The 15,852-nt window shown below is 64.5% G+C and carries 15 protein-coding genes and 1 tRNA gene; 14 read left to right on the forward strand and 2 right to left on the reverse strand.

Features of this window, described 5'->3' with window-relative positions; all coding sequences use genetic code 11:
• Positions 1–15: 15 nt before the first annotated feature.
• Both AC239G_RS05890 and AC239G_RS05895 read right to left on the reverse strand, forming a co-directional pair.
• On the reverse strand, positions 16–1,272 hold the full coding sequence (locus tag AC239G_RS05890; RefSeq protein WP_487489976.1) for a serine hydrolase domain-containing protein: 1,257 nt from the start codon (positions 1,270–1,272) through the stop codon (positions 16–18).
• A 151-nt stretch (positions 1,273–1,423) separates the two neighbouring features.
• Positions 1,424–3,148, reverse strand: coding sequence for a biotin carboxylase (locus tag AC239G_RS05895; RefSeq protein ID WP_258041904.1), 1,725 nt, complete (start codon positions 3,146–3,148; stop codon positions 1,424–1,426).
• A gap of 184 nt (positions 3,149–3,332) precedes the next feature.
• Here AC239G_RS05895 and AC239G_RS05900 point away from each other — a divergent pair, with 184 nt between their 5' ends.
• The 14 genes from AC239G_RS05900 to rplL all read left to right on the forward strand — a co-directional run bounded on the left by AC239G_RS05900 (position 3,333) and on the right by rplL (position 15,740).
• Positions 3,333–3,782 carry an FAS1-like dehydratase domain-containing protein gene (locus AC239G_RS05900; protein WP_487489977.1) on the forward strand — a complete coding sequence of 150 codons (450 nt, stop codon included), beginning with the start codon at positions 3,333–3,335 and terminating at the stop codon, positions 3,780–3,782.
• Positions 3,779–4,222: a MaoC/PaaZ C-terminal domain-containing protein gene (locus tag AC239G_RS05905; protein WP_487489978.1), complete on the forward strand. Its 444-nt coding sequence runs from the start codon at positions 3,779–3,781 to the stop codon at positions 4,220–4,222. The genes AC239G_RS05900 and AC239G_RS05905 overlap by 4 nt, the downstream gene beginning before the upstream one ends.
• Positions 4,219–5,328, forward strand: a complete 1,110-nt coding sequence (locus AC239G_RS05910; RefSeq protein ID WP_487489979.1) for a UDP-N-acetylmuramate dehydrogenase — start codon at positions 4,219–4,221, stop codon at positions 5,326–5,328. Before AC239G_RS05905 ends, AC239G_RS05910 begins: the two co-directional genes overlap by 4 nt.
• Before the next feature lie 10 nt (positions 5,329–5,338).
• Positions 5,339–6,988, forward strand: coding sequence for a metallophosphoesterase family protein (locus AC239G_RS05915; RefSeq protein ID WP_487489980.1), 1,650 nt, complete (start codon positions 5,339–5,341; stop codon positions 6,986–6,988).
• Positions 6,989–7,110: 122 nt separating this feature from the next.
• Positions 7,111–7,183: transfer RNA gene (locus tag AC239G_RS05920), tRNA-Trp, on the forward strand.
• A 95-nt stretch (positions 7,184–7,278) separates the two neighbouring features.
• The gene (gene secE / locus AC239G_RS05925; protein ID WP_101547325.1) at positions 7,279–7,557 is read left to right on the forward strand and encodes a preprotein translocase subunit SecE; all 279 of its coding nucleotides are present in this window, start codon (positions 7,279–7,281) and stop codon (positions 7,555–7,557) included.
• Positions 7,558–7,639: 82 nt separating this feature from the next.
• Positions 7,640–8,473 (forward strand): transcription termination/antitermination protein NusG, encoded by an 834-nt coding sequence (gene nusG, locus AC239G_RS05930; protein WP_487489981.1) that lies wholly within the window; start codon positions 7,640–7,642, stop codon positions 8,471–8,473.
• 411 nt (positions 8,474–8,884) lie between these two features.
• Positions 8,885–9,322: a 50S ribosomal protein L11 gene (rplK, locus tag AC239G_RS05935; protein ID WP_025776636.1), complete on the forward strand. Its 438-nt coding sequence runs from the start codon at positions 8,885–8,887 to the stop codon at positions 9,320–9,322.
• Between the two features lie 64 nt (positions 9,323–9,386).
• Complete coding sequence (gene rplA / locus AC239G_RS05940; RefSeq protein ID WP_101555448.1) at positions 9,387–10,082, forward strand: 50S ribosomal protein L1; 696 nt, start codon at positions 9,387–9,389, stop codon at positions 10,080–10,082.
• A 228-nt stretch (positions 10,083–10,310) separates the two neighbouring features.
• Positions 10,311–11,588 (forward strand): helix-turn-helix domain-containing protein, encoded by a 1,278-nt coding sequence (locus tag AC239G_RS05945; protein WP_487489982.1) that lies wholly within the window; start codon positions 10,311–10,313, stop codon positions 11,586–11,588.
• A 145-nt stretch (positions 11,589–11,733) separates the two neighbouring features.
• Entirely contained in the window at positions 11,734–13,257 is a 1,524-nt protein-coding gene (exaC, locus tag AC239G_RS05950) for an acetaldehyde dehydrogenase ExaC (protein WP_139468572.1), read from the forward strand.
• Between the two features lie 128 nt (positions 13,258–13,385).
• Positions 13,386–14,405: an alcohol dehydrogenase AdhP gene (adhP, locus tag AC239G_RS05955; RefSeq protein ID WP_139468571.1), complete on the forward strand. Its 1,020-nt coding sequence runs from the start codon at positions 13,386–13,388 to the stop codon at positions 14,403–14,405.
• 355 nt (positions 14,406–14,760) lie between these two features.
• A complete protein-coding gene (rplJ, locus tag AC239G_RS05960) occupies positions 14,761–15,294 on the forward strand; it encodes a 50S ribosomal protein L10 (protein WP_062244493.1) in 534 nt (177 codons plus the stop codon).
• 59 nt (positions 15,295–15,353) lie between these two features.
• Positions 15,354–15,740, forward strand: a complete 387-nt coding sequence (gene rplL, locus AC239G_RS05965; protein ID WP_101546927.1) for a 50S ribosomal protein L7/L12 — start codon at positions 15,354–15,356, stop codon at positions 15,738–15,740.
• The last annotated feature ends 112 nt before the right edge of the window (positions 15,741–15,852 follow it).

Consider the following 15,852-nt stretch of genomic DNA (forward strand, 5'->3'; position numbering starts at 1 on the left):
GGCGACTGGCTCCGGCTATTCCGCGGCGGGGGAGTTGACGGCCTTCGCGAGAGCCTCGAACGCGCGGATCGTCGGGAACAGCTTCGTCGCGTCCTGCGGCAGCCCCCAGCTCGAGAGCTTGACGCCGAGGACGTTGGCACCCGGGTTCATATAGATCATCTGCCCGTGGATGCCGAGGGCGAGGAACGCATGAGAATCGGGGAACGGGAACCAGAACTGGTTGTGATACGCCCCGCCCGGCATCCGATTGTCCCCGGGCCCATCGGCAAACGCCTGACGCACATCCTCGGAGGTGGTCAGCGTATCGCCGATCCACGTCGTCGGCGCCACCTGCTGTCCGGTCAGCGACTGCCCGCGGTTGGTGTAGACGTAGCCGAATCGGGCGAGATCACGCAGAGTCGTATTGATTCCGCCATCGAACATGCCGACCCCGTACTGGTCGGTGGCGATGATCGCGTCCTGTTCGGCGCCGATCCGAGACCACAGCACCCGCGACATGAGCGACTGCATGCGCTCGCCGGCGATCTTCTCGCACACCCATCCGAGCACATCGGTCTCGCACGACCGGTATTCGAAGACCCCGCCGTGCTCGGACTTCGCCTCCAGGGTGGTGAGGAACTCGTACATGCCGATGCCCGGGTTCTCCCGCTTCGCCTCGGACCAGCCGATCGACTCTTCGATCTGCCGGACCTCGGACTTCGGGTCGAGATAGTCCTCGGAGAAGCGGATGCCCGAACGCATATCGAGGACATGGCGCACTGTGGCACCGGCGTAGCCGGACTCGGCGAGTTCGGGCACGTAATCGGTGACGAGGCGGTTCGGGTCGAGGTCACCCGAACCGGCGAGGACACCGGCGACGGTGCCGACGAGCGATTTGGACACCGACATGTGCAGATGCTCGGTCGACGCGGTCATCTCCCCGAAGTACTCCTCGGTGAGCACGGTCCCGTTGTGCATGAGCATCCAGGCATCCGTGTCGGTGGATTCGATGACGCTGCGGACGCTGCGTGCCTCCGAGTACTCTGTCGCGGGAACCTCGACCTCGCCGAGATCCTGCGGATCGGCGGGCAGCTCGGCCACCGGACCGGTGCCCCGGGGAATCGGCGTCGTGGGAAGGACCCGTGCGACGTTCTGGAACGACCAGCGCACATTGTCGGGATCCTGCCAATTGTCCCGGTCGATTCCGGCCGCCGGATCGACGGGAGCCGATGGGGCCACGGGCTGGTCCGCCGGGGGAGTGGCCGCGGTCTGGTCCGGTGACGGTTCGATCACTCTTCACCTCTGATTCTCGCATCGGTCTGTCCGCGGAACGGCTCCGCGGACGGCAGCTGGGAGCCGCCTCGGGTCGTGTTGAGATTATCACCGAGGCGGCTCCGCGCTTCGCGTATATCTGCCCTTCGCGTACAAGGGGGCGGCGCCGGGCTCAGTCGCCTTTGGCTCCGGGTCCGCCGAGGGCCGGCGACGGATCGTCGGCGACGACCGGAACTCCGGCGTACATCGCCCTGATCGAATCGATGAAGTGCTTGGCCCGGATGCTCAGCGCATCGGGTCCGCCGACGTTCGTCTGCAGCGGATTCTTCGTCACCAGGACTCCGAGGTCCGCGCCCTTCCACCGGTAGTCCCCGGCCCCGAAGATACGCAGGAAGAACACCTCGCTGCCGTTCTGCAGGGGGTGCCAGTCGAGTGCCGCACGTTTGTACGTCAGCGTCCCGTACTGGTCGAGATAGTACTGACCGGTCAGCGGGGAATGCGTGATGTACTCGGTGATCGGAGCCGTCTCCTTGATGATCATCTGGCTCCACTCGTCGGCGCCGGAGAGTTCCTCCCACCGCTCATTGATCTCGGTGACATCGAGATCGAATTCGACGTCGAGATATTCGAGCAGGTGGAACAGGAACAGGGGCACATCGGCATAGGCGCCTGCCGTGACGTTCGTGATCGCCGAGGCCCCGGAGATGCGCGGATTGAGCTCACCGAGGTAGCAGTCGTCGTTGTCGAGATCGACGAGGACATCGACTTCGAAGAACCCGCGATAGCCGCGTTTGCGCAGGCCTTCGCCCATCTTGCGCACGAGCTCACGGGTCTGCGCCCGCTGCTCTGCGTTGAGGACATCGGGTTTCATCTCGTTGCCGCACCAGCCACCCTTGTACGGGGTGAGCTCGGCGAAGCCGGCCAGCTCTGTCAGATACGGACCGACGACGACACCGCTGGAGGTGATGACCGCCTCGACGGCGACCGGAGTGTTGTTGATCCGCTTCATCACTTTTAGCTGCTCGCCGATGATGTCGTCCTTGTGCGCCTCCCAGCCCGAGGCATCGGAGATGAAGAACGTCGTCTTCCCGGAATCGCCATACGGAGTCTGCACGACGAGATCCGTGCCCAGCCCCGCCTCGGCGGCCCGCTCATTGAGCTCTTCATAGGTGTCGGCGGTGGTCAGCACGTTCGGGACGGAGAACGCACCGGCCTCATTGCCGAGTTTCGTCGTCTCGATCTTCGAATCGAGCTGATTGCGCAGGGCTGCCGACGGCAGGATGAGGTCGTAGCCGAGCTCTCGGCAGATCCGCTCGGTCTCCTCGTCGAAGAAGACCATCGCGACCTTGACCCGCTCACCATGGGGGACGTTGCGCGTCATATGGGCGCGCACCTCGGCGTTGAGCAGCAGCCAGTTGTTGATCGCCTCACCTGATTCGAACTCGACATAGGGCTTGTAGCGCGGGGAGAAGACACGCGGATGTCCGCCGTCCCAGCCGTCGTAGTAGGTGATGTACGAGAAGTTGCGCACCCACCGGTCGAGACCGAGCAGGTTGAACGGAGTGGCTCCGACGAAGAAGATCGGGGTCTGATTCGTGCGGAAGAAGTGCCGGACCTCGGAGACGTTGCGCAGCGGTCGACGCAGCTGAACTCTGTCGGCTTCTTTGCCGGCGTAGGCGGCGTCGGTGGCCACCGCCACTTCGACCTGCGGCGGGTCGACGTCGGCGGGTGCCGGTGCCGGATCAGAACCGCCGGCTGCTGGTGCAGGCGCAGCGGGGGCGCCGGGGCCAGGTGTGTGCGGTGAGGGGACCGCGACTGCGTCTTTGACTCGTGCGCCGGGCGTCACCGTCTGTGCCTCGGGACTCTTCGGGTCAGCGCTGGGGGATTCGTTCGTCATCGCACTACTCCTTACCAAATGTGATGTGGACAACATATACCAGTTTCGAAGCCATGAGCCCGATGGTGCAGCAATTGTGTGAACCGGATACGAACGCGCGATCAATTCTTCGCCGGTGAGCCTCATCCTGAGGCCGTGCTTTAGGCTGGTGTCGATACCGACCCCAGTGGAAGAGAGAGCGCATATGCCGGTGAATACGGAGAAGCAGGGGGCCACGTTCTCCCTGCCTCAGCCCTATGAGGTCTCCAGGGAGGCGATCGCGGAATTCGCGCTCGCCACCGGAGCGAAGGCCGATTACCATTTCGACGCCGAGGCGGCCACCGCGCTGGGCTACCGCGACGTCGTCGCCCCGACCACCTTCGCCGTGATCATCGCGCAGAAATCGGAAGCCGCCTATATCTCCGACCCGGATTCGGGCATCGACTTCTCGAAGGTCGTCCACGGCTCCGAGCAGTTCTCGTTCACTCGACCCATCGTCGCCGGTGACTTCCTGTCGGCAGTCACCCATGTCGACGGAGTCCGGGCCGCCGGGAACAACGCCATGATCACCACCCGCACCGAGATCACCGATGTCGCGGAGCAGCCCGTCGTCACCGTGACCTCGACCATCGTCGTGAGAGGAGACGGAGAATGAGCGCCATCGACTTCTCCACACTGACCATCGGAGACACCGTCGTGGAATCCGAGATCCCACTGTCGCGCGCCTCCCTCGTCGACTATGCCGCAGCCTCGGGCGATCACAATCCGATCCACTGGAACGAACGTTTTGCCCGCGAAGTCGGCCTCGACGATGTCATCGCCCACGGGATGCTCTCGATGGCGGCGGTCATCGCTCCGGTGGCCGAATGGCTCGGCGACCCGGGTGCGATCGTCGACTACCGGACCCGCTTCTCCGCCCCCGTCGTCGTCCCCGATGCCGATTCCGGATCACCGGCCGCCCCGACGACCTCGCTCAAGCTCACCGCCACCGTCGGCGCCGTCGACCCTGCCGTCGGCACGGCCCGCATCGACATCTCCGTGAAGTCCGGCGAGGCCGATGTCCTCAGCCGCACTCAGGTTCGGATCTCGGCGTGACCGAAGCCCACCCGCAGGAACTCTCCAGCTTCACCACCTTCCGCCTCGGCGGACCGGCCCCGCAGGTCACGGTTGCGAACACCCGAGACGAACTGCTCGATTTCTGCGCCGCCCACCCGCTCGAACTCAACGGTCAGGAACGGTCCCGCGTCTTGTTCATCGGCGGCGGATCGAATCTGCTCATCGCCGATGCCGGATTCGACGGTGCGGTCTGCGTGGTCCGAACCACCGGAGTGGAGACGACCCAGACCACGACGACCGACACCCGGGTCACCGCCGAGGCGGGGGAGGACTGGGACGCCTTCGTCGCCCACACCCTCGACCTGGGGCTGTCCGGGCTCGAAGCACTGTCCGGGATCCCCGGGTCAGTCGGTGCGACCCCGATCCAGAACGTCGGCGCCTACGGCACGGAGGTCGGCGAGCTCATCTCCTCCGTCGAGGTCTTCGACCGGGTGTCCGGTCAGACCCGCCACCTCACCGCAGTCGAACTCGAATTCGGCTACCGCACCTCGGCGCTCAAGCGCGCCCAGATCGCAGCCGGAACCCCGCAGTACGTCGTGCTCTCGGTGACCTTCGACCTCCAGCGCAGCGACGAGTCGCTGCCCGTGCGCTACGCCCAGCTCGCCTCGACCCTCGACGTCGAGATCGGCAGCCGCGTCCCGGCCGCACGAGTGCGCGAGAACGTCATTGCGCTGCGCAGGTCGAAGGGCATGGTCCTCGACGCCGCCGACCACGACTCCTGGTCGGCGGGATCCTTCTTCACCAACCCCATCGTCGAGAACGCCGAGATCCTGCCCGCCGAAGCTCCTCGCTACCCGGTGACCGACCCGCTCAGCGGAGCGAAGATCGAAGGGAAGACGAAGACCTCAGCGGCCTGGCTGATCGAGCATGCGGGATTCTCCAAGGGGTTCAGCCTCGGTGAGGGACTGGCGTCGCTGTCGACCAAGCACACCCTGGCGCTGACGAATCGGGGACACGCGAGCACAGCCGATGTGATCGATCTCGCGTCGACCGTCGTCGCCGGCGTCGAGGACGCCTTCGGCATCACCCTCGAACCCGAACCGACCTTCATCGGCTGCTCCATCGACGACGGGAAACGTCCCTAGACTGGTGGCCGTGTCATCACGACGGAGAATCACCGCACTCGTCATCACCCTGACTGCGGTTGCGCTTGTGACCCTGCCCTGGGCGCTGTTCACCTCGCGCGCCGATCTCACCTTCGGCCCGCATGAGGCGCAGTACCGGATCACCGCGGATTCCCGACTCACCGTCGACTTCGGCCCCCTGGGCAGACTGCTCGTCCCCACCGAGGACGTCATCCCACTCGGACTGGGACTGCACGTCGACATCGGAGAGATCCCCGTATCGGGTGATTCCGGTGACGACGAGCGACCTGCGGCCGATCCCGCGGAGGTGGCGGACCCCGGCGGGGGAAGCGTCGACGCCCTCGGCGGCGACATCGCCTCCTATGCCTCGCTGTTCTCGGCCCCGCAGGCGCAGATCGACCAGGTCATCGACGGACTCAGCCAGGAGATCTTCACGCGATGGGCGCTGGCCGTATGCATCATCACCGGGGGACTCGTCGGTCTGGCCCTCTTCCTCGGGCCCGCCCGGGTCGACACCATCATCCGCGCCTTCGTCGGCAAGGAACTCCTCGCCATCGGACTGGTGCTCGTGCTCGTGCTCACCGGACTGGGCGCCGTCGTTCTCAATCGTCCGAAGCCGATCGCGGCCGATCCGGCATTCGAGGGCACGCCACTGGCCGGATCCCAGGTCACGGGCCGCCTCGGCGGCATCATCGACACCGCATTCGGTGCGGTGCAGGACTTCGCCGACGACAACGACGCCTTCTACGACGAGGTGCTCGCAGCCCTGCGGGCGCAATGGAACGACCGCCCGATCACCGGGAACTGGACCGATCGGGGACTCGTCCCGACTGCCGGAGTCGGCGCACCCGCTGCCGACGGCGGCGAGGGCGAAGGGCAGAAGGGTGTGTCCACGTTCGTCTACGGCTCCGATATCCACTGCAATATCGGAATGGCCCGCGTCGTCGGTGCGGTGGCGGAGATGAGTCGGGCCGATGCCTATATCGACGGCGGAGACATCTCCATGACGGGCACCTCGGCCGAGAACTACTGCCTCGACGTCGTCGACGACGAACTGCCGGAGAACCTGCCGCGCATGATCGTCAAAGGCAACCACGATTCCATGGAAACGACGCGGCACGCGAGGGCGCGCGGGTGGAACGTGCTCGAGGACTCCAGCGCAGAGATGGCCGGGGTGACCTTCTTCGGTGCCGCCGACCCGCGCCGGACCGTGTTCGGGTCCGGTCCGCAGTTGGAGACCGACCTCACCGCCGACCAGTACGCGCAACGGCTGCGCGACGAAGCCTGCCGGGCCGATTTCGACATCATGCTCATCCACGATCCCGCCGTCGGCGGACCGAGCCTGCGCTCGGGCTGCGCCGACTACGCTCTCAGCGGACACTGGCACCGACGGGTCGGACCGGAGAACTTCGGTTCGGGAACCCGCTACGTCAGCTCGACGACCGGGGGTGCACTGGCGAACGCCCTGACACCGGGACCGCTGAAGATGAACGCGGAACTGAGCATCATCCGCGTCGACAATGAGACGAAGCGCCCCATCGACGTGCAGATCATCACCGTCACACCCGACAGACAGGTGCAGATCGACCCCTGGGTGCGATTCCCCGAACCCAGGCCCCTCGTGGGCCAGCCGCCTGTCGATGAGCCGGTGGGTGAGTGAGCGTCGACACGTTCGAGACATTGCTTCGACACTCGGTTCGACGAATAACGGTCGAGCACGGTATGCTCGTTTCTCGTGGTCGGACACCACAGGGATCGACACGATCGCTCAAGTCCGATCAGAGGGGTGTGGCGCAATTGGTAGCGCAACGGTCTCCAAAACCGTAGGTTGCAGGTTCGAGTCCTGTCACCCCTGCGCAGTTGACTCTGCCGAAGTCTCATCGGCCAGGCGCCGTCCTCGACCGGCACGAACAATTGTGAAGCCAAACGAAACCGACCGAGTGAGGATGTGTGAGCGACACACCGGCAAAGCAGACTGGCAGCGCACCCAACAGTGCCTCCGGTCCAAAGAAGCTCGGATTCTTCGGACGAATCCTGCAGTTCTTCCGCGAAGTGGTGGCAGAGCTCAAGAAGGTCGTCACTCCGACCCGGAAGCAGCTGCTCAACTACACGCTCGTCGTGCTGGGCTTCATCCTGTTCATGATGCTTCTCGTCACGGGCCTCGACCTGGTCTTCGGCAAGCTCGTCGGCTGGGTGTTCGGCGGAACTCCGCTGTGGCCCCTGTGGTGATACGGCCTCAGCCGTGAACCACCCCAAGCTCAAACTTCACTCCCTACCGGGAATCACAAAACGCGAAGCGAGGAATTGATCGGTGTCGGATACCAACTCACCTGAGCAGGAGACCCCTGAGCCCCAGGACGTCACTCCCGAGGAGTCGGGTGCCGCTGTGGTGCCCGAAACCGAAGAGGCGGCCATCGACGCCGAGGCGACCGCCCCCGTCGAGTCCGCTGACGAAGCCGATTCCGCTGACGCAGCCGAGGGCGAGCAGGACGATGCTGCCGAAGACGTCGCCGCCGCCGACGAGGTCGACCCGGCCGAAGAATTCAAGGCCGAGCTGCGCATGCAGGAGGGTGACTGGTACGTCATCCACTCCTACGCAGGCTACGAGAACCGCGTGAAGCAGAACCTCGAGAACCGCACCGTCAGCCTCAACCTCGAAGAGTTCATCTTCGAGTCGCAGGTGCCGATGGAAGACGTCGTCGAGATCAAGAACGGACAGCGCAAGCAGGTCCGTCGTGTGCGTATCCCCGGATACGTGCTCGTACGCATGGAACTGACCGACGAGTCGTGGGGCGCCGTCCGCCACACTCCGGGTGTCACCGGATTCGTGGGCAACGCCTACGACCCGACTCCGCTGTCGATCGACGAGGTCTTCTCGATGCTCGCCCCGATCTTCGAAGAGCGCCAGGCCGAAGCCGCCGCTGCCGAAGGCCCCGCCGCCGAGGCCGCTGCGAAGTCCGCCCCCATCACCGAGGTGGAGTTCGAGGTCGGCGAGTCCGTGCTCGTCAAGGAGGGCTCCTTCGAGGGCCACCCCGCGACGATCCAGGAAATCCGTCCGGAATCGCAGAAGCTCACCGTGCTGCTGTCGATCTTCGAACGCGATGTTCCCGTCGAACTCGGCTTCGACCAGGTTTCGAAGCTCTGATCGCCACATAGTTTCGCTGATCGCCTCGGCGCGATCGTGACCGAAGGGGCCCGGAATTCTCCGGGCCCCTTCGGCGTTCCGGCGGTCCCTGGTTCGGCCGCCTCGGCGAGGGGGTTGTGTCGTTGGGGAAGGGGTTGTGTCGATCAAGGCTGAGCGCAGTTGTCGAACCGTCTACGGGGCGATATCCGGGCCCGCGCTTGAACGACGGCGCCGAGGCGGTCTCATCAGCCGACGACGCTGTCCCGCCTCGGCGAGGGAGTGATCGGGTGATGCCCCTCACGAGCATTTGCCCGCGGGTGGGCGCGCATGGAATACTGGTGTGGTTTGATTGCGGCCCTTATCGGAAGGCCGCTGTCGAACGATGTGCTGTATATGTCTGGCACATCGAAACCTCAAGATTAAGGACCGTACATGCCTCCCAAGAAAAAGGTAGCCGGCCTCGTCAAGCTCCAGATTCAGGCAGGTGCCGCTAACCCGGCTCCTCCGATCGGTCCGGCGCTTGCCCAGCACGGCGTCAACATCATGGAATTCTGCAAGGCCTACAACGCCGCCACAGAATCCCAGCGCGGAAACATCGTTCCCGTCGAGATCACCGTGTACGAAGATCGTTCGTTCGACTTCGTGCTCAAGACCCCGCCGGCAGCCGAGCTGATCAAGAAGGCCGCCGGAGTGAAGTCGGGTTCGGCTACACCGCACACCGTCAAGGTCGCTCACCTGAGCGCCGACCAGGTGCGCGAGATCGCCACCACGAAGATGCCCGACCTGAACGCCAACACCCTGGATCAGGCCGACCGCATCGTCGCCGGAACCGCGCGTTCCATGGGCATCACCACCGACATCGAGGTCTGAGACCTCACCCCACACAGTGGCAGGGCCCACGCAGCCCACACCACGACTGCAAGGAGTAAAGCAGATGGCAAAGCGTTCGAAGGCCTATCAGGCCGCGGCTGAGAAGATCGCCGCAGATGTGAACTACGAACCGGCTCAGGCGATCGCCCTGGCCAAAGAGACCAACGTGGCGAAGTACGACGCCACGGTCGAGGTCGCTCTCCGCCTGGGTGTTGACCCCCGCAAGGCGGACCAGATGGTGCGCGGCACCGTCAACCTTCCGCATGGTACCGGTAAGACCGCTCGGGTCCTGGTGTTCGCTGCCGGCGACCGTGCAGAAGCTGCCCGTGAAGCAGGTGCTGACTACGTCGGCTCCGATGACCTGCTGGAGAAGGTGGCCGGAGGGTTCACCGACTTCGATGCCGCTGTTGCGACCCCCGACATGATGGGCAAGGTCGGTCGTCTCGGTAAGGTGCTGGGTCCCCGTGGCCTGATGCCGAACCCGAAGACCGGCACCGTGACCATGGATGTCGCCAAGGCCGTCAACGACATCAAGGGCGGAAAGATCGAATTCCGCGTCGACAAGCACTCGAACCTGCACTTCATCATCGGAAAGGTCTCCTTCTCCGAGGAAGCTCTGCAGGAGAACTTCGATGCTGCGATCGAAGAGATCCTGCGTCTGAAGCCGTCCTCCTCGAAGGGCCGCTACATCAGCAAGGCCACGATCACGACCTCGAACGGCCCTGCCGTTCCGGTCGACCACTCGGGCCTGCGCATCTGATCTGATCGATGCACCGGCAGAGGGCGGGAAGCGATTCGTTCGCTTCCCGCCCTCTCTCTTTCCCAATTACTACCTGACGGCGGCCCAGCAACCTCGCGCGAGGTTGCTGGGCCGCCGTCAGGTAGTTCGGGGAGTGGACGGGCTCTTGTCCACGGACGGGTTCGCGATTAGATTATGAGCAGTTGAGGCTCTCTTCCGACACCCGCCGATGGAGGTGGACCGTCCGCTATGGATTCGACGCTGCTGCTCGAAGACACCTATCAGCGTGCCGTTCGCCGCGCACATGAGCGTCTGGCCGGGCCATCGGATCCTCTCCTCCCTGCACCATCGTCGGAGCCTGGTGTGCGCGCCTCGGTGTTGGAATCCTGGGACCGGTCTCTTGCCCGGTTGCGCGACCCCGACAGCGTGGAGGTCCAAGTCCCGTTCGAAGCCGATCGCCTCGCCGAGGTGCGCCGGCGCCATCCTTTCCACGCGATCATGCCGCTGCTGCGATCCCACCTCATCGAACCCGCCAAGGATGCCGGTCTGCTCGCCGCCCTCGGCGACGAACAGGGGCGATTGCTCTGGGTCGAGGGGGAGCGAGGCGTCCGGAACCGCGCCGAAGCCATGGGATTCGTCTCCGGCTCGGACTGGTCCGAAGAGGTCATGGGCACTTCCGCCCCGGCGCTGGCCCTGCGCTCGGGCCGTCCGGTGCAGGTCAGCCGCGCCGAGCATTTCGCCCCCGACGTCCATTCCTGGAGCTGCAGCGCGGTCCCCGTCACCCACCCTCTGACCGGGCAGGTCATCGGCATCATCGATGTCACTGGGGGAGACGACGCTGTGTCCTCGATCGTGCTGCCGCTGCTGTCCTCGACAGCCAAAGCCGCAGGTGCCCAGCTGTCCCAGCTCTTCACCCCGCAGCAGATGCACACCGACACCGAGGCGGCCGGAACCAGACTCACCGTGCTCGGTCCCAGCCCCGCCCTGGAAGGCCCGGACGGCACCCGGATCCCGCTGACCCGCAGGCACGCCGAGATCCTGCTTCTGCTGCACCGGTATCCCGACGGCATCAGCGGAGCCGGGCTGGTGGAGCGGCTGTGGACGGTCGGCGGCAGCGAAGTCACGGTCCGGGCGGAGATCAATCGTCTGCGCAGAACGATCGACAGCTTCGGCGATCTGCGCATCGACGCGCGCCCCTATCGACTTCGCGGGGACGTCGATTCGGATCTTGAGCGAACCGTTCAGGCGCTGGCCAACGGTGACGCGGATTCGGCCCTCGAACAGTTCATCGGAACCGTCCTGCCGGACTCCGATGCTCCGGGAGTGCGGGAGATCGGAGCGGAAGTCAACGCACTCATGCGCGAGACCCTGCTGCAGGACGGAACCTGGCAGCAGTTGTGGCGGTTTGCAAATCTCCCGGACTTCCGTGACGACGTCGAAGTCCTCATGACCGTGCTGCGTCTGGCCCCGCCCGAGGCTGCCGAACGCAACGCCGCGGTCGTGCGTCTGGAGGCGCTGGGTCTCTGAACTCGGCGAACCCATCGCGGTTCGGCGTGCGGGACGGTTCGACCGCCTCGGCGATATGATGCAACCCACATGCAACGTTGCGCTCGGTAGCGTCGTGGTCACACGGAGACAATCCGGTGGAATCAGACGCATCAAAGGAGTTGCAATGACTGTCTACGCACAGCCTGGTCAGGACGGGTCGCTCGTCACGTTCAAGTCCCGCTACGAGAACTTCATCGGCGGTCAGTGGGTGCCGCCGGTCAAGGGCAACTATTTCGAGAATCCCAGTCCGGTCACCGGCAAGACCTTCACGGAGGTCCCGGCCAGCACCGCCGAGGATATCGAACTCGCTCTCGACGCCGCGCACAAGGCGGCTCCGGCATGGGGCAAGACGGCAGTGGCCGAACGGGCCAACATCCTCAATCGGATCGCCGATCGCATCGAGGAGAACCTCGAGACGCTCGCCGTCGCCGAGACCTGGGACAACGGCAAGGCGATCCGCGAACCCCTCAACGCCGACCTGCCGCTGGCAGTCGACCACTTCCGCTACTTCGCCGGAGCGATCAGGGCGCAGGAGGGCGGACTCTCGCAGATCGACGAGGACACGGTGGCGTATCACTTCCACGAGCCGCTCGGCGTGGTCGGTCAGATCATTCCCTGGAACTTCCCGATCCTCATGGGCGTGTGGAAGATCGCTCCGGCGCTGGCCGCGGGCAATGCGATCGTGCTCAAGCCCGCCGAGCAGACTCCGGCGTCGATCCTCGTCCTCGTCGAACTCATCGCCGACCTGCTGCCCGAGGGCGTGCTCAACGTCGTCAACGGCTTCGGTCTCGAAGCCGGCAAGCCGCTGGCGTCGAACAAGCGGATCTCGAAGATCGCGTTTACCGGGGAGACGACGACCGGTCGCCTGATCATGCAGTACGCCTCGCAGAACATCATCCCGGTCACCCTCGAACTCGGCGGAAAGTCGCCGAACATCTTCTTCGAGGATGTTTTGGCCAAGGACGACTCGTACGCGGACAAGGCCCAGGAGGGCTTCACGATGTTCGCCCTCAACCAGGGTGAGGTCTGCACCTGCCCGTCGCGTGCGCTCATCCAGGAATCGATCGCCGATCCCTTCCTCGAGAAGGTCGTGGCCAGGACGAAGAAGATCGTCCAGGGCAACCCGCTCGACACGGACACGATGATGGGCGCCCAGGCCTCGAACGACCAGTTCGAGAAGATCATGTCCTACCTCGACATCGGCCGCCAGGAAGGCGCCGAGGTGCTCACCGGCGGCGCCAAGGCCGAGCTTGACGGAGATCTGGCCGGCGGATTCTACGTGCAGCCGACGATCTTCAAAGGCACGAACAAGATGCGCATCTTCCAGGAGGAGATCTTCGGGCCCGTCGTCTCGGTCGCGACGTTCTCCGACTACGCCGACGCGTTGGCCACGGCCAACGACACGCTCTACGGCCTCGGAGCCGGAGTCTGGTCCCGTGACGGCAACACTGCCTACCGGGCCGGTCGTGAGATCCAAGCCGGGCGTGTGTGGGTGAACAACTACCACGCCTACCCGGCCCATGCGGCCTTCGGTGGGTACAAGGCTTCGGGCATCGGACGCGAGAACCACAAGATGATGCTCGACCACTACCAGCAGACGAAGAACCTGCTGGTCAGCTACTCGGAGAACGCCCAAGGCTTCTTCTGACCCCAATTGCTACCCGATGGCGGCGCAGCAACCTCGCGCCAGGTAGCTGCGCCGCCGTCGGGTAGTTCTTCCACCTCAAGTTCAAACCCCGCATCGCTTCGTGAACCATCATCACAAAGGAGAGAATGATGTCCGCAATGAAAGCTGCAGTAGTCGAGGGTTTCGGCCAGGAACTCGTCGTCGGGGACAATGCGATTCCCGACCCCGGCCCGGGCCAGGCCTTGGTCAAGCTCGTCGCCTCCGGCGTCTGTCACACCGATCTCCACGCCGCCCATGGTGATTGGCCGGTCAAACCGAAGGTGCCGCTCATCCCGGGACACGAAGGAGTCGGCATCGTCGAAAAGGTCGGCGAGGGCGTCACCGATGTCGAGGTCGGACAGATGGTCGGCAACGCTTGGCTGTGGACCGCGTGCGGAACCTGTGAGCACTGCCGTCAGGGCTGGGAGACCCTCTGCGAATCCCAGGTCAACGGCGGCTACGGCGTCGACGGCTCCTTCGGCGAGTACATGCTCGTCGACACGAAGTTCGCCGCCATCATCCCCGACGGTGCCGATCCCTATGAGATCGCCCCGGTCCTCTGCGCCGGCGTCACTGTGTACAAGGGACTCAAACGCACCGAGGTTCAGCCGGGCCAATGGGTCGTCATCTCCGGAATCGGCGGACTCGGACACATCGCCGTCCAGTACGCCGTCGCTATGGGCATGCGCGTCGTCGCCGTCGATGTCGCCGACGACAAGCTGGCGCTGGCGAAGAAGCACGGTGCCGAAATCACTGTCAACGCCTTCGCCGAGGATCCGGCCGAGATCATCCAGGACAAGATCGGCGGCTCACACGGAGTCCTCGTCACCGCCGTCCACCCCGCGGCGTTCGGTCAGGCGATCGGAATGACTCGCCGAGGCGGCACCATCGTCTTCAACGGACTGCCGCCCGGTGACTTCCCGGCACCGATCTTCGACATCGTGCTCAAGGGCCTGACGATCCGAGGTTCGATCGTCGGCACCCGACAGGACATGGTCGAGGCGTTGGAATTCTATGCCGCCGGCAAGATCCACCCGACGTTCACGAAGCGACCTCTCGAGGACATCAACGCGATCTTCGACGAGATGGAACACGGCAAGATCGACGGCCGTGTCGTCATCGAATACTGACGAACCTGCACACCCGCGCCCAGAACTACCTGACGGCGGCGCAGCAACCTCGCGCCAGGTTGCTGCGCCGCCGTCAGGTAGTGTGGGAGGGGTCTCGGTGGTCGGATTGGACTTGCCGGGACGGACTTCGTTAGACTTGAACCACCCAAGACCGTCGGTCTCTGTGGAATCATCGGAATTCGCCATCGAATCCCGGTGCCCGCAGACGAAGACTCCTAGTGAGTGACCCGCGCAGGTGAGCCGAAATCCTTCCGTCGGATTCTTCTGGAATCGACGGCCAAGCGTTTCACGCCTTCCTGCGTGGAGCGCTTTTTCTGTTGTCGGGACAGACCGGACGACTTATGAAAGGAACACCATGGCGAGGCCAGACAAGGCAGCCGCAGTCGAGGAGATCAAACAGCAGTTTGAGAACTCCGACGCTGTGTTGCTGACCGAGTACCGCGGTCTCACCGTCGCGCAGATGAAAGAACTGCGCGTCTCTCTCGGTGAGAACGTCAGCTACGCCGTGGTAAAGAACACGCTGACCAAGATTGCAGCCAAGGAAGCCGGAGTCACCGGTCTCGATGAGCACCTCAATGGGCCCACCGCGATCGCGTTCGTCAACGGCGAACCACCTGAGGCTGCCAAGGCTCTGCGTAACTTTGCCAAGGCGAACGACAAGCTCGTGGTGAAGGGCGGCTACTTCGATGGAGCCGCGCTCAGCCCCGAACAGGTCAACCAGCTCGCCGACCTCGAATCCCGCGAAGTGCTGCTTGCAAAGGCAGCCGGTGCCATGAAGGCAAGCCTCCACCAGGCGGCTTACCTCTTCACCGCTCCGCTGGTCAAGGCCGTGCGCACTGTCGATGCCCTCCGCGAGAAGCAGGACGACGCTCCTGCCTCCGACGCCTGAGCATCACCACAAACCGAACCGGTCGCTGATCGTGACCAAAACAGGAAGGACTAGCCACCATGGCTAAGCTCACCACCGACGAGCTCCTCGAGGCTTTCAAGGAGCTCACCCTCATCGAACTGTCCGAGTTCGTCAAGAAGTTCGAAGAAGAGTTCGACGTCGAGGCTGCCGCTCCGGCCGCCGTCGCCGCTGCTCCTGCCGCTGGCGGAGCTGGCGAAGCCGCTGCTGAAGAGCAGACCGAATTCGACGTCATCCTCGAATCGGCCGGCGAGAAGAAGGTTCCCGTCATCAAGGAAGTCCGTGGACTCACCTCCCTCGGACTCAAGGAAGCCAAGGACCTCGTCGACGGAGCTCCCAAGGCCGTCCTCGAAGGCGCTTCGAAGGAAGACGCCGAGAAGGCCAAGGAGACCCTCGAGGCTGCCGGCGCCACCGTCACCCTCAAGTGATCTTCTGCGCAGCAGCCTGACTGCTGCATAGGCTTCGAACCCCCACGGTCCGCCGTGGGGGTTCTCTGCATCCCCACCGGGTATGCCCACCCCACCGGGAATGCCCACTCCA

The sequence above is a fragment of the Brevibacterium sp. Lmc1 genome (assembly GCF_057654315.1).